Below are 17,176 nucleotides of genomic sequence, written 5' to 3'. Positions count from 1 at the left end.
AATTTGAGATAAGCAATGATGGCTTTGCATCAGTTAAGCGTCAGTGTGCAAAGCCATCATTGTCCCACTAAATAAAGGGGAATCAGGCAGATGGAAACCATTCAGAAAGCCCGTACGCTCTTGAAACAGGAAGAGACGCTGCTGCTGCTGTTTATCGTAATAGTCACATTAATCTCTCCAATCTTCTCACCGGAGTTTTTCACTTCTTATAACTTCGCAAATCTGCTGCGGCAGATCTCCTATCCGGCGATTGTGTCAATCGGGATGCTGCTGACGGTACTGATCGGCGGCATTGACCTGTCGGTGGGGTCCGTGATGCAGGCGGTAAGTCTAACGGCCATTATGCTCGTTCAGCTGCAGGCGCCGACTGGCGTAATCGTGGTTGTTGTCCTGGCACTGGGTTTGTTCCTTGGTCTCATTAACGGCATGCTGATTACCTTCGGCAAGCTGCAGCCATTTATCGTAACGCTAGGAACCAAGGTAATTATCGACGGAACCACGTTGTTTATGACGAAAGGCAAAGGCATCAGCGGAGATGCGGGCGACAGCTTCCTTTCCATTGGCGGGGGGTACATCGGGGCTATTCCCAATCCTGTCATTATCATGCTGGTGTTGTACATCATCGGGTTCATTCTGCTGAACAAAACGATCTTTGGGCGGCAGATATATAGTGTAGGGTCCAACAGGGTGGCGGCTTATAACTCGGGCATCAACGTTAAAAAAGTGCAGCTGAGCGTTTATGCGCTGTCCGGATTGTTCGCTGCGATAGCGGGCCTGCTGATTGCCTCCAGAACCGGCGCTTATCAGCCAATGTCCGGCAACAGCGGAGCAACAGGCATGGAGCTGAGCGCCATCGCTGCCGTCGTGGTAGGCGGAGCCAGCTTATCTGGCGGAAAAGGCACAATCTGGGGAGCATTTTTAGGTGCTCTGCTCGCCGGGCTGCTGTTTAATCTGCTCGTATTCCTGAACATGAATCCTTATATTCAGCAGTTCATTCTGGGCATCATCATTCTGGCTGCCGTCATCTTTTCCGCTTCCAAGAACCGCAAGTAATTACAAATCCATGTATATGACAAAGAGGGAACGATATGGATAATGTCATCCTTAAATTAGACGGAATCTCCAAGCAGTTCGGTAATCATTATGCGCTGAAAGATATTAACGTGAACATAAGCGAAGGGGAGTTCCATGCGATTGTCGGCGAGAACGGGGCCGGCAAATCCACCCTGATCAAAATATTGTCCGGCGTTCATTTGCCCTCGGAAGGCAACGTTCATTTTAAAGGCCAGTCCGTCAAGTTCCTGTCGCCTTATATGGCGCAGAAGAGCGGGGTCAGCACGTTGTTTCAGGAAATTCAGGAGATTCCCGCGCTGTCGGTGGCGGAGAATATTTATCTTGGGAGAGAACCGCAAAAGGGTTCCCTGCTGCAGTGGAAGACGCTGTATAAGGAAGCGGGGGAGCTGCTGAACAATCTTGACATCAAGATTGACCCTTATAAGAAAATGGAAGAGCTGAGCATCTCGGAACGGAAGATGGTCGAGATCGCGAGAGCCGTCTCGTTCAACGCGGAGCTGCTGATTATGGATGAACCTTCCGCGAACCTGAACGAAGACGAGCTGGCTGTGCTGTTCAAGACGATTGCCGAGCTCAGAAAAAGAAAGGTAACGATTATCTATATCTCTCACCGGCTGCGGGAAATCTTCGCCATGGCTGACCGGGTTACCGTTCTGAGGGACGGTCAGCATGTAAAAACGATGGATATCAAGGATACGGATGAAGCGCGGCTCGTCCAGCTGATGATCGGGCGGGAGCTGAATGAATATTATCCTGTGAATACGGAACAGATCGGTGACAAAGTGCTGGAGATTTCTGATTTGAATGTGCCGGAGCTGCTGCATAATGTGAGCTTAAGCCTGAACAGACGCGAAATTCTCGGCATTGCCGGATTAGCGGGCTCGGGCGGTAATATTTTGACTAAAGTGCTGTTCGGGCTGGTCAAAGGCTACTCGGGCAAGATGGTGCTGGACGGCAAGCCGTTCGTTCCGAAAAATCCGCGGCAGTGCATTGCGGACGGGATTGCATTTGTACCGGAGGACCGTAAGACGCAAGGGTTATTTCTGAATTTAAGTGTGCGGACCAATATGTCCATTACTTCGCTGCGCAAGTTCAGAACATTCGGTCTGATCAGTGAGCCGAAGGAAAGCAGGCAGGCCAATGAATTGGTGCAGCAGCTGTCGGTGAGACCGAAGAACATTAAGGCGCCGATCCGCTCTCTCAGCGGAGGCAACCAGCAGAAGGCGCTTATCGGACGCTGGCTCCTGGACAAGTATAAAATTCTTATTCTCGAAGAGCCTACCCGTGGTGTGGATGTCGGGGCCAAGATGGAAATTTACCAGGAAATCAACAAACTGCTGAGCCAGGGCCTGTCTCTCATCATGGTCTCCTCCGAGCTTCCCGAGCTTCTGGGAATGTGTGACCGGATTCTTGTCTTCTCCGGCGGAACGATTACCGGCGAGCTGCAGCGGAACGAAGCATCCGAAGAGAAGATCATGGAATACGCACTGCAGGAGGTGAAATGAAATGAATATGGCGAAATGGAGAAGCTATCTCCCGCTGGCAACCCTCATCCTGTTAATGATCGTAGGTTCACTCCTGTCCGATAAGTTCCTGACGTACGCCAATCTGATGAATTTGCTGCAATACAGTGCGGAAAGTGCGCTCATTGCCGTTGGTATGACACTTGTAATTCTTACGGGAGGGATCGATCTTTCGGTCGGATCCGTTGTGGCTTTAACGGCGGTCGTCAGCGCCAATACGCAGCATTTGGGCGTGTGGGGTATTCTGGCGGTGGTGATCCTGATCGGCGCTCTTGTCGGTGCGCTCAACGGAGTCGTGCTGACGAAATTCCGGGTCGAGCCTTTTATGGCGACGCTGGCTACGATGGCGATCTTCCGGGCCGTTGCTCTCTGGTACACCAACGGCGGGCCAGTTATCGGTACGGTGACACCTGCGTTTTCGAATATAGCGAACGGAAGCTTGCTGGGCATTCCGCTTCCCGCCGTCTATGTCGTAGTGGTGTTCATCCTCGGATATTTTGTTCTGAATCGTACACCGTTTGGCAGACATGTGCTGGCTGTCGGCGGCGGGGAAGAGACATCCCGGTTGTTCGGGATCAAGGTTGAGCGCGTCAAGGTGATCGTGTATATCATCAGCGGCGTTCTTGCCGCTCTGGCCGGGCTGCTGATTACTTCCCGGATCGGCATGGGTGAACCGCGCTCGGGCTTTCAATTTGAGCTGGTGGCCATCGCCGTCGTGATTGTCGGGGGAACCAGCCTTACAGGAGGCCGCGGTACGATCGGCGGAAGCTTCATCGGACTGCTCATTTTCGCTGTTGTGATGAACATTATGAATCTGCTGAACATCTCATCCTTTGTCCAGCCGATCGTGCGGGGACTGATCATTATCCTGGCCGCCCTGGCAATTTCCCGGATGGTAAAATCGAAATCCGCAGCTGCGGAAGCTTCATGAGCGAAAGGTGCATAGCGAATGTGCAAAAGAGTAATGGCCGGACAGTCCGCATCATGGGGCGTTCGGCTGTTTTCATCATGTCGAATAATGGCAATTCATGCTGGATACGCGGCAGGCAGGTTAATATTGCTTATTAACATGTAAAAGGATTCTTGGTAGTATAGGCATAACCTATGTTTGAAGGAGCTGCTGGATATTGAAGCGTGCACTGCTAACCTACCTGTCTTCCAGCGTAAAGCGTAAGATGATTCTGATGGTGGTAGTCATGCTGATTCTTGTAATCGCTATCATCGAGATTGTCACTTACGCCGTTTCTATTAATTTTCATCTGAACGATGCCAAGGCAAATGATACCCAGAAGGTACAATTTATCAGCGAGAATATGGACGATGCCATTTCTTACATGGGTAAGCTGATGGATAGTATTACCGAGGATTCAGAAATTCAGTCTATGCTACTGCAGACGAACCAGCTTACCTATGAGAAGTTAAGTGCGCTGGAACAGCTGGTCGTTTCCAAAATCCTTTACTCCACCGACAAGCTGGAAACCGTCTATCTCTTCAATACGCAGCAGTTCCTGGTCAAGCTGAACTATAACACTTCCGGGAGCGTGAATAATAAGGACGACGTGCAGTCCGAGCTGAAGAAACAGCGTTATGACACGGTGGGAAGAATCACCTGGAGGGTTAACAAAGGGGTTATTTATATTGAAAGAGCCATCCGGGAACGGGATTCGCTCAAGATGCTCGGCTATATAACCATTTCGCTGAGGGACGATTATTTAAAGCAACGCCTGCAGTCAGAGCCTTACCGCTACAGCTACGTATTTGACGAGCAGGATCGTGTCGTTGTCAGCAGCAGCGAGGTTCCGGATATCCGCGTGGAGGATTTGCTCCGCCGTGCGAAATTGCAGTCCGCCGAGAAGCCTTCTGTATTGAATATGGAGCCGTACGGAAAAATGCTGTTCACAACCTTCATATCCGCCCAGGAAGGGTGGAGAGTAGTCTCACTTGTTCCGCTTAAGGAAATCTCCAAAGGCACGGAACTGATCGGACGCTGGATCATCGCGATCGGAGTAATCGGCGTGCTGGTGGGCATCCTCTTGACCTGGTTCACGGCCAGCCGCATAATTGCTCCGCTCCACGCGCTAAAGAAGGTTATGGATCAGGTGGAGACAGACCGTTTCGATCAGCAGGTCAGAATCAACCGGAGGGATGAGTTCGGGCGGCTCGCTCGCAGCTTCAACCAGATGATGGGTAAGATCAATTATTTGATCTCCGAGGTGTACCAGAAGGAGCTGGCCCAGCGTGAATCAGAATACCGGGCACTTAAGGCCCAGATTAATCCCCATTTTCTGTACAATACGCTGGATACGATCCGCTGGCTGTCCATGTACGGTGAGAATGACAAGATCGAGAATGTGACCATCTCACTGGCGCAGCTGTTGAAGGCCAATCTGGCCGATCACCGGGAAATGGTGCCGGTCCGCTCGGAGCTGGAATATATCAATGCTTATTTGGCTATTCAGAAGACCCGTTTTGAGAGCCGGATCACGGTTTCAATCCACATGGACGACGATATTGCGGAGCTATGGATTCCTAGGTTTATTTTGCAGCCGATTGTGGAAAATTCATTCGTGCACGGGCTGGAGAATAAAGTCGGTCCGGGCAACCTGAGCATAATCGGGATCATGGATGGAAGGAACGTAAGATTCCGGGTAATTGACGACGGTGTCGGGATCGAGGAGCAGAAGCGGGACCGGCTGCTGGAATTCACGGGGGAGGTGGACTTCGGCAGCGCCAAAGGGACAGGCAACGGAATGAGAAACGTACACAAACGGATTCAAATGCTGTTCGGCGAAGGCTACGGTCTGACGATCAACGGCATGCCGGGCAGCGGCACCATTGTCGATATTATAGTGCCTGTAATGGAGACTGTAACTGCGTCTCCCAATACTGCGGATGAAGGTGGGAAGCATATTGTATAAGATCGTGATTGTGGATGATGAAGACATCGTAAGCCGGGGACTGAGCGAGAAGGTAGACTGGAGCAAGCTGAACTGCACGGTATGCGGGACGGCCGCCAACGGACTGGAAGGCATAGAAGTCATTGAACGCTTTAAACCGGACATCGTCATTACCGACATCAAGATGCCGGGGATGAACGGGCTGGAGCTGGCCGAGCATATCAAGCGTCATTATCCGGGGATGATCACGATTCTCCTGAGCGGATACAGTGAATTCGACTATGCCCGTACCGCAGTAAGGCATCAAGTATTCGATTATCTGCTCAAACCGATCAAGATTCCGGACCTGAATGCCTGCATTCTTAAGGCGGTGGACAGGATCAACGGCAGTAGAGCTTCTTTGCTGCAGGCGGCCAGTGACTCCAGGCGGGAGAACGCGGACATCGTGGAGGCGGGCATCCTCATGAATGTGATTGTGAACGGCAATAAGGATATTGCCGCTATGCGCACAAAGCTGGAGGATTACAGTATCCGGCTTGGCTGCGGAGTGGTCGTGGTGTTTGAGATGTATAATCCCTCGGATCTTTCATATGAAGAGTATGCCTCCCTGTACCAGTATGCGGTCAACAATATAGTGAATGAAACGTACCACCGTTTCCAAATGGCGACCTCCATCGTGGATATGGAAGGAAAGAGCGTTGTCGTCGTCAAGTCTGACCCCGCCCTGCAGCAGGTGATTATCCGCAAAAGAGTGGTAGAAGCGACAACCGAATGTCTGGAGAACATCGAAATGTATTTAAAAAAGCAAATCAGCGTCGGCATCGGTACCCAATTTCAGGAGATCAGCGAGCTGTACAGCTCCTTCCAGTATGCGCTTAAGCTGCTCGAGACCCAATTGTTCTGGGGAAATCTGATGCCAAAGCTGCAGGATGCACTTCAGTGCAGCTCTGGCAATCCGCCTTTGAGCCGTATGGATGATGAATGGTTTGAGGCAATCTGTGACGGCAACGAGCCGGAAGCGAAACGGTATTTGGACAAATTCACGGCCGGCATAAGAGCCGGCAGGAATAAAAGCATCGCCCTGAACAGCTGTCTTGACTTCCTGCTCGGCCTGTCCAAGCATGTACCGGAATGGAGGATAAAGGACCAAATCACGGAAGCCATTGCGGGAATCACCGGACTGCGGACCTTCGAAGAATATAAGGACCTGTTAAGCCGGATTACAGCCCTGGCCTGCGAGGAGGCCTTATGGAGGAAGGAAGAATCGATGGGAAGAAGCCTGGCGGAGCGGATCGCCCGGTATGTGGATGATCATTATGACGAACCCGAGCTGAATCTTCAATTGGTTGCAGACTTGTTCCATGTGAGCGCCAGCCATCTCAGCAGAATTTTTAAAAAAGAGCTGGGGACTAACTTTAACGAGTATCTGTCGCTCAAACGGGTGGAAAAGGCCAAGCAATTACTGGCCGGCAGCCGTCGTTTGACCGTACTGGAGGTTGCCCGCCGGGTCGGGTTCGCGGACGGGAAATACTTCGGGCAGGTATACAAAAAATATTATGGAATGACACCCTCGGAATATAAAGAAACCTTGTTCGGCCCCCGCTGCAATGCGTTATAACGCCAGGAGGGCGTATAGCAAAAAATCTCTATCCCCGGCCGGTTTGGCAAACAAGCGGGGATAGAGATTTTTTATTTGATGCCCTGCTTTTCGATTTCTGCCTTGGCTTCATTCAGCGCCTGCCCGGCTGTCTTGCTGCCGGTGAGCGCCGAGGTGATGGCATCCTGCAGTACAACCGACCACTCTACGTAAGATGACATGCTCGGCCTGTTGATTGCATATTCAAATTGTTCGGTCATCAGATTCCGGTTCAGGTATTTTTCTTCATTCCCGAATTGGTCGATCTGCTCGTTCCAGACTGAAAGGCCTCCAATTTGGTCCTTGGCAGACACTTCGTTTCTCAAGCTGATCGTCAAATCTATAAATTTCCAGGCCCAGTCTTTATGACGTGAAGTCCGGGTAATGCCGAGTGCGCCGCCTCCGGTAACGGTGGAGCTTCTTTGATATCCCTGGAAACCGGGCACGAGCGCCATTTTAAAGCCGGATTTACGGCTGAGGATCGGATCGGCATAAGCCCAGCTAATCAAAAAAGGCGTCTTGCCCTCCGCGAAGGTCTCAATAGCCGACATATCGCCTGCAGTCAGGGAAGCGGGATCGGATAAACCGCTGCTCCGCAGGGTGTCCACCATAAATTCCAGCGCCTGCACGCCGCCGCCCTCATTGAATACCCAGCGGCCGTTGGCATCCTTCGCCTGCACGCCAAGGGCGTTGGCCAACAGCGTATAATCGGTGATCAGGCCTTCGCCCGGCTTCCAGCTCCAGATCAGGCCGTACTTGGCAAGTCCCTTATCCTGAATATACTTCGCCATGTCCTGCAGTTCCTCCCAGGTGCCTGGAGGAGCATAAATGCCGGCGCTTTTCAGCATCGATTCATTATAGTAGAGGAACTTCTCTTCCATGATGACCGGGAAGGCATATAAATCAGGAAGCGCATATAAATCATTGCTGATAACCCGCTGGTTATAAGCAATGGGTACCAATTTATCAATTACGCTTCCTGTGACATAGTTCCGCAGAGGCTCAAGCAAGCCGGTTCTGGCAAATCCGGTGGTCCAGACTGTATCGACCAGGATAATATCCAAATCGGTGCCTCCCCGCAGGATGCTGCCTTCTATCTGGTCATGCAGCGAGTTGATATCGGTGGAGCGGATATCGACTTTGATCCCATATTGCTCTTCATACAGCGTGGCTATTTTCCTGATATATGGCAGATAGGAGTTTTCGATCAGAATGCTGATCTGGTCGGGACGGCCGGAGAGCGGCGACGCTGATTGGGCTGCTTCATTTCCAGACCCGCGTTCATTCGAACGGGTGCTCAAGAGGAAGATGGCTGCCAGTGTCAGGAGTGACAGTAATAACAGATAGTAAAAAGGCTTGGATCTGAGCATAGACTTGTCCACACACCCCCAAAGCAAAATCAGGTTATCTTTCTCTAATAGTATAGTTTGATTATTTGATTAAATCGACAGAAATGTTTCTTTCAAATACTGCCATCTGCAAGATGTGGTATGGAAAAGAATATGAGAAACGCCCGAGCCGGGGGCTCCTGCATTAATCGGCTGAATGCTCCCGCAGGGAAGCAACATTTCCCATGAAAAGGGTTGCAAGAAAGTCTTGTTGAACCAAAAAATCCATGATATAATCGGTTCATAATTAAATTAAGTAGATATCGTGGATTGTTACTACGTATGTAGGCAATACCATTAACAGAGCCATATTTATATGGTGAAGTTTGTGGTCTTGCCTTTTTTATTTTGTGATAAAGGTGGTTATTATGAGAATTGCAAAGGTGTTGAATAATAATGCCATCATTACTGTGAATGACCAGAATAAAGAAGTGGTGGTAATAGGCAGGGGGATTGCATTTAAGAAGAAATCAGGAGACCTGATCGAAGAAGCTAAAATTGAGAAAATCTTCATGGATAACGAGAGTATATCGGAACAAATGAAGACGCTTCTGTCTGAAATCCCTCTTGAGCACATGGAAATATCGGAGAGCGTTATCACGATAGCTAAAATGAATCTGGGGAAGCGATTGCATGACAGCATCTATGTTAGTCTAACAGACCATATTCATTCAGCGATCGAACGATTCAAGCAGGGACATCATATCAAGAATGTGTTGCTGTGGGAGGTCAAGAAATTCTACAAGGATGAGTTCGCAATTGGAGAGAAAGCGCTGCTGCTCATCCATGAGAAGCTGGGGATTATGTTCCCGGAGGACGAGGCCGCTCATATTGCGCTTCATCTGGTGAATGCGCATATGAATGAAGAGATTCCAAATGTAGTCAAAATCACGAAGATTGTGCATGAAATTCTCAATATCGTGAAATATCACTTCAAAATCGATTATGCAGAAGAGTCGCTAACCTATTACAGGTTCATCACCCATCTCAAATTCTTCGCCCGAAGAATATTAAACGGAACGCATATCGAGAATACCGACAGTGAGTTATACGAGATGGTCAGACAGCAGTATAAGGACTCCTTCTTGTGTGGACAAAAGATTCAAGACTATATCCGAAAAACGTACAATTGCACACTAACCAATGAAGAAGTCATGTATTTAACGATTCATATTGAAAGAGTCGTACATCTAAAATAACCCTTGTTTGGGGTTGCTACTGCGGAGCAGGCAAAACCTAAACTGGTAAAGGACTATCCCTTTGTTTTTCAGGGGTATTCTTTCACTAGTTTAGGTTTTTCTTATAAATGAAGAGGAGTGAGCTGTATCATGGATCAACAAAAGCTGGCAAAAGAAATACTAAAATTAGTAGGCGGGGAAGACAACATACAGGATTATACCCATTGTATGACCAGACTTCGCTTCAATCTGCGGGATAATGGGGCGGCGGACCGGGCGAAGCTAAAGGAGCTGCCTGGAGTTATGGATGTTAACATTAACGGCGGGCAATTTCAGGTGATTATCGGAAACGATGTGTCCAAGGTGTATGGGGAGTTAAGCAAGATAGCCAAAAACAATGCTGGCTCTACCAGGGAGAACGCTGAACATCAAGGTAACAATAAAGGGCAGAAGCTCGGCATCAAGGGCTCGATTGGCAAGTTTTTTGCAGATATATTACCCGGGATATTTAATCCTCTTGTTCCGGCTATAGCGGGTGCAGGGATGATCAAGGCGCTGCTGGCTGTAATCGTCATGTTCAATGCCACAGCGGCGAATACGGATCTCTACAAAATTCTGAATATTATTTCGGATGCCGTTTTCTATTTCCTGCCGATGCTGCTCGCCTTCAGCTCTGCTAAGAAATTCAATGTCAATCCGTATCTGGCTGTTGTTATAGGGGGCGTGCTGCTCCATCCTAACTTTGCCAAATTTATGGCCGACGGTATAACGTCGATGAGCTTCCTGGGCCTGCCGGTCAAGCTGGTATCCTATTCTTCGTCTGTCATTCCTATTATTGCTACCGTATGGATCATGTCTTATGTAGAACGTTTTGTCCGTAAAATTGTACCGAATGTACTGAAGACCATCCTGGAACCGATGCTGATCCTGTTAATTGTGGCACCTATCGCATTAATCGTGATTGGCCCGTTAGGAATTTATGCGGGTAATGCCATTGCCGATGGCTACATGTATTTCTATGAGCATTTCGGTGTGATCGCCGGCACTCTGCTTGGAGCCACATTCTCGTTGATGGTCATCACCGGACTGCATTACGGCCTCATTCCGCTTGTCTTTCAGGCGATTGCCCAGAACGGCTTCGACTATATTATGCCGATTATGACCGTTGCTAATATCGCGCAGGCAGGTGCTGTATTCGCTGTATTCCTGAGAACCAAGAATAACAGTATGAAGTCCTTGTCTGGAGCCTCAACTATCAGTGCGCTGATGGGAATTTCTGAGCCGGCTATTTATGGTGTGAACCTCAAATTGAAAAAGCCTTTTATTGCCGGGTTGATCGGTAGTGCGGCAGGTGCATTCATCTTAAGTATCTTCCAAGTGGCAGCCTATGCGCTGGGTAAAGTCGGCTTGCCGTCCTTGCCGCTGTATATCGGACATAAATTTTCGCTGATGGTTCTGGCGGTGTGTGTCAGCTTTGTCGTTGCTGCTGTTGTTGCTTACGTTCTGGGATTCAAGGATGTTCAAGAAGAGGCAGTGGAAGAGAACAATGAAGATCCTTCCAGTCCGCCCGCTAATGAGCCCCAATCTGCCAAAAAACTGCAAAACGAAGAAATCTATGCTCCCATAGCAGGCGAAGTTAAAAGCTTGAGCGAAGTCAGCGATCCCGCTTTTTCGCAGGAGACGATGGGGAAAGGGATTGCCATCCTGCCTAGCGAGGGCCGTGTTGTCTCTCCAATTAATGGTGTGCTGTCGGTGGCTTTCAAAAAGAAACATGCGGTCCTCCTTACCAGCGACGATGGGGCAGAGGTTCTGATTCACGTCGGGATTGACACGGTCAAGCTGGGCGGTAAACACTTCACTCTTCATGTTAATCAAGGCGAGCGGGTGAGTGTCGGCGATCTGATTCTTGAATTCGATATGGACAGCATTACTCAGGAGGGCTTCGATATCATTACTCCGGTAATTATTTCTAATACCGGCGACTACGCAGGCATTACCGCTGTCAGCCAGACCACCGTGAAAGAAAAGGATACTCTATTGAAACTTAATGTATAAAACATCAGAAGGGAAGATTATAGAATGAAACAGACAGACATCCAATTCCCGGAAGGCTTCTTATGGGGGGGCGCGATTTCGGCTAATCAGGCGGAAGGGGCCTATCAGGAGAATGGTAAAGGGTTATCGATTGCTGACATCCTGGCCAACGGGATCTTTAACCCGCCATATGAGCATCCCGATAAGAAGAATCCTTACCATGAGGCGATTGATTTCTATCACAGATATGAGGAGGATATCGCTTTATTCGCTGAGATGGGCTTCAAAGCGCTTCGTACCTCCATTGCCTGGACAAGAATATTCCCGAATGGGGACGAAGAGACTCCCAATGAAGCTGGTTTACAGTACTACGATCAATTATTCGATTGTATGCGGAAGTATAATATTGAGCCGGTTGTGACGCTTTCCCATTATGAGATGCCGCTTGGACTTGTTAAGGATTACGGCGGATGGAGAAACCGCAAGCTGATAGCGTTCTTTGAGAGATATGCGATTGCCGTATTCAAGCGCTACAAGGAAAAAGTGAAATATTGGATTGCCTTCAACGAGATCAATGTCCTGCTCCACATTCCCTTCGTCGGCGGAGGAACGGTCATTCAGGAAGGCGAAAATAAGAAGCAGATCATCTATCAGATGGCGCATTACCAGCATGTAGCCAGCGCCCTGGCGGCGAAAGCCTGCCATGAGATCATTCCGGGCTCGCAGATGGGCTGTATGATCGCCGCAGGGCCGTATTACCCGCATACCTGCCATCCGGATGATATTCTCACAGCCATGGAAATGGACAGAGAAGTCTACTTCTTCACGGATGTTATGGCAAGAGGATACTACCCTACTTACGTGAAACGATGGTTCAGGGAGTATGATATCGAGCTGGATCTGACGGCAGAGGATGAACAACTGCTGAGACAGCATACCGTCGATTACATCAGCTTCAGCTATTATAAGAGCCGCTGTGCCAGTGCCAATCCGAGTGAACTGGAGATGGTATCGGGCAACCTGGCAATGGGTGTCAAGAATCCTTATCTGGAAGCTTCGGACTGGGGCTGGCAGATTGATCCCGCGGGCCTGAGATTCACGCTGAACCAGCTCTACGACCGCTATCAGAAGCCACTTTTCATTGTCGAAAACGGATTCGGCGCTGTAGATATTGTTGGAGAAGATCAGAGCATCCATGACGATTACCGGATCACCTATTTACGGGACCATATGATTGAGGCGGGAAAAGCCATTGAAGACGGCGTTGAACTGCTGGGCTTCCTGAGCTGGGGACCGATTGATATTGTAAGTGCCTCTACAGGTGAGATGAAGAAGCGGTACGGTTACATCTATGTAGATAAAGATAATGAGGGGAACGGCACCTTACAGAGAATCAAGAAGAAGAGCTTCGACTGGTACAAGGAGGTTATCGCTTCCAACGGGGGGAGCTTATAGTCTAAGGGAGATTGAATCGCTCAGCTATAATATATGGAGCCCCTTTTTGAGACCGGGATTAAGCTCATACGTTTGTAGCTGCAACCGCCAGTAATGACCGCATAATATTATTTTTTCAGCAAAATACTATCTTCTGATTGCCAGAGGCCGCTGCAGGAAATGCAGCGGCCTCATTAACTTTCATTGTAAATTAAAGTAGCTGCAAACAAAAAGGCTCCCATTTAGCGGGAGCCTTTTTGAAATTTGCTTAGGAAGACTTTCCGGACAGTGCAGAACTGCCGGTAGGCCAGGTGGAGAGCGCTTGCTCGGCAACAGCCTCCAGCATGTTGCGGCTGAAGCCGGCCGTGGCTTGAACAGCCATGCCGTGGAGTACAGCCATCACGAATGCAGCCAACGCAGCACAGTTCGCATTCTCCGGAAGATCACCCTCCTGCTTCGCCCGTTCGAAACGATCACGCAGCGAAGTTTCCCCTTCCGCACGTGCATCAACCAATGCACGTCGGATCGGTTCGGACTCATCTGTGCCGGCCAAGTCACCGTGTACATATAGACACCCCTTGTGATCGGGGTAACGCGTCTGCAATTCGGCCGCTTCGCGAAAGATACGTGCGGCCACCTCCCGCGAGGTCGGCAGCTCCAGTGCAGCCGGAAAGAAAGTATGGTAGTGATTGTAATAGCGATCAAGAACCCGGAGGAACAACGCCTCCTTGTTGCCAAACGCGGAATAGAGCGCCGGGCGTTCTACACCCGTAGCTTGCGTAAGGTCCGTGTACGACGTGCCTTCGTACCCTTTTTTCCAAAACATGCAAAGTGCTGCGTCCAGTGCTTTTGAAGAGGCTGTCCGTTCTGAGATGGGTTCTGTGCAATTGGACATCCTGGTCAATAACGCAGGGATTGCACCGGAAATTCCCTTTGAAGAAACGTCAGTAGAAACGTTTGAAGCTGTCATTAATGTGAACCTTAAAGCTCCCTATTTCCTTACTCAGGCAGCCAGCAATTTTATACGGAATGATGGACGGATTATTAATATATCAACTGGCTTTACTCGTGTTGCTGGTCCAGAGCGTTCCATTTATGCGGCTTCCAAGGGGGGCATTGAGACACTTACCTTGGCCTTGGCTCCACTTTTTGCAGCAAAGGGTATTACGGTTAATGCAGTAAGGCCGGGAGTTACGGCTACGGATATGAACAAGGATTGGCTCGCTGACCCGGCAGTTTACGCTGGGGCGGCTTCAATGTCTGCTTTTGGAAGAATTGGTGCTACTGAGGACATTGCAGATATCGTTGTATTTCTAGCCTCTGAGGAAGCGCGGTGGATCACGGGGCAGTTCATTGATGCTACCGGAGGAAGCAGACTTTAAGGACAGAAAGAGGATTTGGAGCAGGACGAAGGGGGGGCAATTGCGAATCAGGAACCCATCACGCGGAAGGAGCTAAGCAAGAATAACAAAAGGCTGTCCCAAGCAGCCTTTTCATGGCTTTTGGGACGGCCTCTTGTTGCAGTCACATAAGACTTTATCCCCCGAGCGCCTGAACCATGGTGATTATGCGCATTTTGTTGGCGAATATGTTGTCAGGACGGAATGTTCGTAGCGGTCTGAATATTTTTCAGATCAAGCTGAATTTGCTCTGGAATATGGTAGGGGTGGTAAAGGCCCCGCTGCATCATATAGTCTGTTATCTTTTCATGTGAATTAATAGCCTCGCCGAGTTGTTTCATCAATATTTCCCTGATTTCGGGGGTGGCACATTCAGTCACAGCCATGGCGTAGTTTCTGACTCCGCTCTTGGCGTTCATCAAAAGATCCATTGCGATCACGTCATCGGTCAGCGTATGAAGACCAGTCATGTGTTCTAATATTGGGTTCATTTTTTTATCTCCTATACAGTCACTTTAGATAAAACTCCACCGAGTTCCTGAAGCTGCTGCTGTGATAATGTCGCATCTTGCTGCAAAATTTGCATGAGCTCCGGGTCGGTTACCAGAGCTTGCATGGTCGTAGATTTCGTTAAGCAAACCGCCTTGAACGCAGCCATTTCATGAACCTCCAGTATCTCATGCAAAGCGTAATTGGAATTCTTCATTGGAATTGTCCTCCCGGGTATTTGCCATATTCAAGGCTTTAAGATGACTTTGATGCAATCATCGGTTTTGGTATCGAACACTTCATAGCCGCGCTTGGCTTCGCTGAGCGGAATGACGTGCGTAACAATGTCTCCAGGGTCTACTTTGCCCGAAGTAACCAACTCATACATATACGGCATATAGTGAATGACCGGGGCTTGTCCGGAGCGGATATTCACGTTGCGCTGCATGATATCGCCGAGGGGAAACCCGTTATAGCGTCCGCCGTATACCCCGGTGACCTGGATGGTGCCGCCTTTGCGGACAGCCTGGGACGCAATGATAAATGCGCTCATGGTGCCGCCCTGCAGCTTCAAACCGCTGGCCAGAAATTCGAGATCACTCATCTTACCGTCCATACCTACCGCATCAATCACGACATCGGCGCCGCCTTTGGTCATTTCCTTGAGAGTGTTACCGATATTCTTATCCTGTTCGAAGTTTACAATTTCGACGTTGTTCGTTCGCTTCGCATGCTGTAAGCGGTAATCGACATAGTCGACGGCTATAACACGCTTAGCCCCTTTAAGCCAGCAGAATTTCTGGGCCAGAAGTCCGACCGGACCGCAGCCGAGCACGATGACCGTATCTCCATTCTTGACGCCGGCGTTATCGACGCTCCAGAAAGCCGTTGTCATGGCATCGGCGATCAAGCTTAGCTTTTCGTCCGGTTGTTCGCAGTTTTCGGGAATCTTGAAGTGGGTAAAGTTGGCGAACGGGACCCGTAAATACTCGGCTTGCCCGCCAGGGTATCCGCCTGTTGTTCCGGAGTAGCCAAAATATGCGCCCATATCCCCGTGTTCGTTAGCGTTGTCACATTGGCTTTCAAGCTGATTTTTGCAAAAAAAGCATTCTCCGCATGCAATGTTGAACGGGATGATCACTCGATCGCCCTTCTTTACCTTTGTCACGCCAGGGCCTACTTCTTCTACAATCCCCATCGGTTCATGCCCAATGACGTAATTCTCCTGAAGGTTAGGGATCATGCCGTGAATCAGGTGAAGGTCTGAACCGCAAATGGCGGTACTGGTGATCTTTACAATCATATCGTCCGGTTTCTCAATCTTAGCATCGGGTACTTCTTTGACCACGACATTTTTAATTCCTTGATATGTTACAGCCTTCATGCTTCATGTCCCCCAATATGTTCATCTGGAGTTCGATCAAACATCCCTTTACGCGACGTATCACCCGGGAACAAATTCATCTGCCCGATCATCACCGTGTTTTTCGCCGAAAGCTGGTCGAGCTGGTACTGTTCGTTCAGCTCATAAGGATGGAACCATTTTTTGCGGATCATAAGCTCCGAGATTTCCTGATGCAGTGCGATCCCCTGCATAAGATGAGTGCGCAGCAGCGCTCTTACATCGGGAGAAGCTGTTTCCGTCAGGGCGATGGACAAGTTACGTACACCTTCCTTGGCACGAAGAAGGAAGTCCATGGCAAAAGTCGTATCTGCCATTTCCGGCATGTTTAATGAATTAATCGGGTCTAAATAATCGGTATTCATTGGGGTTCCCCTTTAGTGTGTTATAGGTGTCGGGCTATTCGGAACAGGCGCTTGGAAAGGAGCTCTTGCATAGATTGTTTGAAGCTCAGCGATCTGTTGGATGGATTGAATTACGTCTTTCTGCATTAACGCTTTTAGCTCCTGGTCAAAGACCAAGCCTTGCATAAGTTTTGACTTTGCGAGGCAGAGCGTTTTAAAGTTTAATGCTTCATGTAGTTCCATTGATTCGTGCGGCGCTAGCGTTGGCGTATTCATTGAGAACGATTCCCTCCTTTTAACTTCACCGTTAAATTCTCCGACTTCATCGGATCTTATACTAATAAAAGTAGCCGGGGGCCGGATTTTCCCATGCCGGT

General features: G+C 49.3%; 16 protein-coding genes. 9 read left to right on the top strand and 7 right to left on the bottom strand.

Annotation, left to right across the window (positions count from 1 at the left end; all coding sequences use genetic code 11):
* The first annotated feature begins 90 nt into the window (after window positions 1–90).
* The 5 genes from NST84_RS25920 (at window position 91) to NST84_RS25900 (ending at window position 7,112) form a co-directional block, all read left to right on the top strand.
* Entirely contained in the window at window positions 91–1,053 is a 963-nt protein-coding gene (locus NST84_RS25920) for an ABC transporter permease (protein WP_342562964.1), read from the top strand.
* A 35-nt stretch (window positions 1,054–1,088) separates the two neighbouring features.
* Window positions 1,089–2,579, top strand: a complete 1,491-nt coding sequence (locus tag NST84_RS25915) for a sugar ABC transporter ATP-binding protein (RefSeq protein WP_342562963.1) — start codon at window positions 1,089–1,091, stop codon at window positions 2,577–2,579.
* Between the two features lies 1 nt (window position 2,580).
* Window positions 2,581–3,528 (top strand): ABC transporter permease, encoded by a 948-nt coding sequence (locus NST84_RS25910; protein ID WP_342562962.1) that lies wholly within the window; start codon window positions 2,581–2,583, stop codon window positions 3,526–3,528.
* 196 nt (window positions 3,529–3,724) lie between these two features.
* Entirely contained in the window at window positions 3,725–5,515 is a 1,791-nt protein-coding gene (locus NST84_RS25905; RefSeq protein ID WP_342562961.1) for a sensor histidine kinase, read from the top strand.
* Window positions 5,508–7,112, top strand: a complete 1,605-nt coding sequence (locus NST84_RS25900) for a response regulator (RefSeq protein WP_342562960.1) — start codon at window positions 5,508–5,510, stop codon at window positions 7,110–7,112. Before NST84_RS25905 ends, NST84_RS25900 begins: the two co-directional genes overlap by 8 nt.
* A 71-nt stretch (window positions 7,113–7,183) precedes the next feature.
* Here the strand turns inward: NST84_RS25900 and NST84_RS25895 are convergent, their stop codons facing one another.
* Window positions 7,184–8,500, bottom strand: coding sequence for an extracellular solute-binding protein (locus NST84_RS25895; protein WP_342562959.1), 1,317 nt, complete (start codon window positions 8,498–8,500; stop codon window positions 7,184–7,186).
* Window positions 8,501–8,886: 386 nt separating this feature from the next.
* Between NST84_RS25895 and NST84_RS25890 the strand changes: the two genes are divergently transcribed.
* The 3 genes from NST84_RS25890 (at window position 8,887) to NST84_RS25880 (ending at window position 13,185) form a co-directional block, all read left to right on the top strand.
* Window positions 8,887–9,717 (top strand): PRD domain-containing protein, encoded by an 831-nt coding sequence (locus NST84_RS25890; protein ID WP_221803537.1) that lies wholly within the window; start codon window positions 8,887–8,889, stop codon window positions 9,715–9,717.
* Window positions 9,718–9,846: 129 nt separating this feature from the next.
* Window positions 9,847–11,751, top strand: a complete 1,905-nt coding sequence (locus NST84_RS25885; RefSeq protein WP_342562958.1) for a beta-glucoside-specific PTS transporter subunit IIABC — start codon at window positions 9,847–9,849, stop codon at window positions 11,749–11,751.
* 24 nt (window positions 11,752–11,775) lie between these two features.
* A complete protein-coding gene (locus NST84_RS25880) occupies window positions 11,776–13,185 on the top strand; it encodes a 6-phospho-beta-glucosidase (RefSeq protein WP_221803535.1) in 1,410 nt (469 codons plus the stop codon).
* A 247-nt stretch (window positions 13,186–13,432) separates the two neighbouring features.
* On the opposite strand, the gene NST84_RS25875 is transcribed toward NST84_RS25880, so the two are convergent.
* On the bottom strand, window positions 13,433–13,990 hold the full coding sequence (locus tag NST84_RS25875; RefSeq protein ID WP_342562957.1) for a TetR/AcrR family transcriptional regulator: 558 nt from the start codon (window positions 13,988–13,990) through the stop codon (window positions 13,433–13,435).
* On the opposite strand from NST84_RS25875, the gene NST84_RS25870 reads away from it, so the two are divergent.
* A complete protein-coding gene (locus NST84_RS25870) occupies window positions 13,953–14,546 on the top strand; it encodes an SDR family oxidoreductase (protein WP_342562956.1) in 594 nt (197 codons plus the stop codon). The two genes, NST84_RS25875 and NST84_RS25870, sit on opposite strands and share 38 nt — an antisense overlap.
* 212 nt (window positions 14,547–14,758) lie before the next feature.
* Here NST84_RS25870 and NST84_RS25865 read toward each other — a convergent pair whose 3' ends face one another.
* The 5 genes from NST84_RS25865 to NST84_RS25845 are packed head-to-tail and all read right to left on the bottom strand — an operon-like array spanning window position 14,759 to window position 17,075.
* Entirely contained in the window at window positions 14,759–15,055 is a 297-nt protein-coding gene (locus NST84_RS25865; RefSeq protein WP_342562955.1) for a spore coat protein, read from the bottom strand.
* 11 nt (window positions 15,056–15,066) lie between these two features.
* On the bottom strand, window positions 15,067–15,270 hold the full coding sequence (locus tag NST84_RS25860) for a hypothetical protein (RefSeq protein WP_090718710.1): 204 nt from the start codon (window positions 15,268–15,270) through the stop codon (window positions 15,067–15,069).
* 30 nt (window positions 15,271–15,300) lie between these two features.
* Window positions 15,301–16,437 carry a zinc-dependent alcohol dehydrogenase gene (locus NST84_RS25855; protein ID WP_342562954.1) on the bottom strand — a complete coding sequence of 379 codons (1,137 nt, stop codon included), beginning with the start codon at window positions 16,435–16,437 and terminating at the stop codon, window positions 15,301–15,303.
* Window positions 16,434–16,820: a spore coat protein gene (locus NST84_RS25850; RefSeq protein ID WP_342562953.1), complete on the bottom strand. Its 387-nt coding sequence runs from the start codon at window positions 16,818–16,820 to the stop codon at window positions 16,434–16,436. Before NST84_RS25850 ends, NST84_RS25855 begins: the two co-directional genes overlap by 4 nt.
* Before the next feature lie 12 nt (window positions 16,821–16,832).
* Window positions 16,833–17,075, bottom strand: coding sequence for a spore gernimation protein GerQ (locus NST84_RS25845; RefSeq protein ID WP_074083998.1), 243 nt, complete (start codon window positions 17,073–17,075; stop codon window positions 16,833–16,835).
* Window positions 17,076–17,176: the final 101 nt, after the last annotated feature.

The organism is Paenibacillus sp. FSL R7-0345, assembly GCF_038595055.1.
Lineage (GTDB): Bacteria > Bacillota > Bacilli > Paenibacillales > Paenibacillaceae > Paenibacillus_AQ.
This window is presented reverse-complemented; position numbering and strand designations above follow the sequence as displayed.

Excerpts from the sequence above, each read along its gene's own strand:
- NST84_RS25920 (WP_342562964.1), top strand. The coding sequence starts at position 91 with ATGGAAACCATTCAGAAAGCCCGTACGCTCTTGAAACAGGAAGAGACG.
- NST84_RS25915 (WP_342562963.1), top strand. The coding sequence starts at position 1,089 with ATGGATAATGTCATCCTTAAATTAGACGGAATCTCCAAGCAGTTCGGT.
- NST84_RS25910 (WP_342562962.1), top strand. The coding sequence starts at position 2,581 with ATGAATATGGCGAAATGGAGAAGCTATCTCCCGCTGGCAACCCTCATC.
- NST84_RS25895 (WP_342562959.1), bottom strand. The coding sequence starts at position 8,500 with ATGCTCAGATCCAAGCCTTTTTACTATCTGTTATTACTGTCACTCCTG.
- NST84_RS25890 (WP_221803537.1), top strand. The coding sequence starts at position 8,887 with ATGAGAATTGCAAAGGTGTTGAATAATAATGCCATCATTACTGTGAAT.
- NST84_RS25885 (WP_342562958.1), top strand. The coding sequence starts at position 9,847 with ATGGATCAACAAAAGCTGGCAAAAGAAATACTAAAATTAGTAGGCGGG.
- NST84_RS25880 (WP_221803535.1), top strand. The coding sequence starts at position 11,776 with ATGAAACAGACAGACATCCAATTCCCGGAAGGCTTCTTATGGGGGGGC.
- NST84_RS25875 (WP_342562957.1), bottom strand. The coding sequence starts at position 13,990 with ATGTTTTGGAAAAAAGGGTACGAAGGCACGTCGTACACGGACCTTACG.
- NST84_RS25865 (WP_342562955.1), bottom strand. The coding sequence starts at position 15,055 with ATGAACCCAATATTAGAACACATGACTGGTCTTCATACGCTGACCGAT.
- NST84_RS25860 (WP_090718710.1), bottom strand. The coding sequence starts at position 15,270 with ATGAAGAATTCCAATTACGCTTTGCATGAGATACTGGAGGTTCATGAA.
- NST84_RS25855 (WP_342562954.1), bottom strand. The coding sequence starts at position 16,437 with ATGAAGGCTGTAACATATCAAGGAATTAAAAATGTCGTGGTCAAAGAA.
- NST84_RS25850 (WP_342562953.1), bottom strand. The coding sequence starts at position 16,820 with ATGAATACCGATTATTTAGACCCGATTAATTCATTAAACATGCCGGAA.
- NST84_RS25845 (WP_074083998.1), bottom strand. The coding sequence starts at position 17,075 with ATGAATACGCCAACGCTAGCGCCGCACGAATCAATGGAACTACATGAA.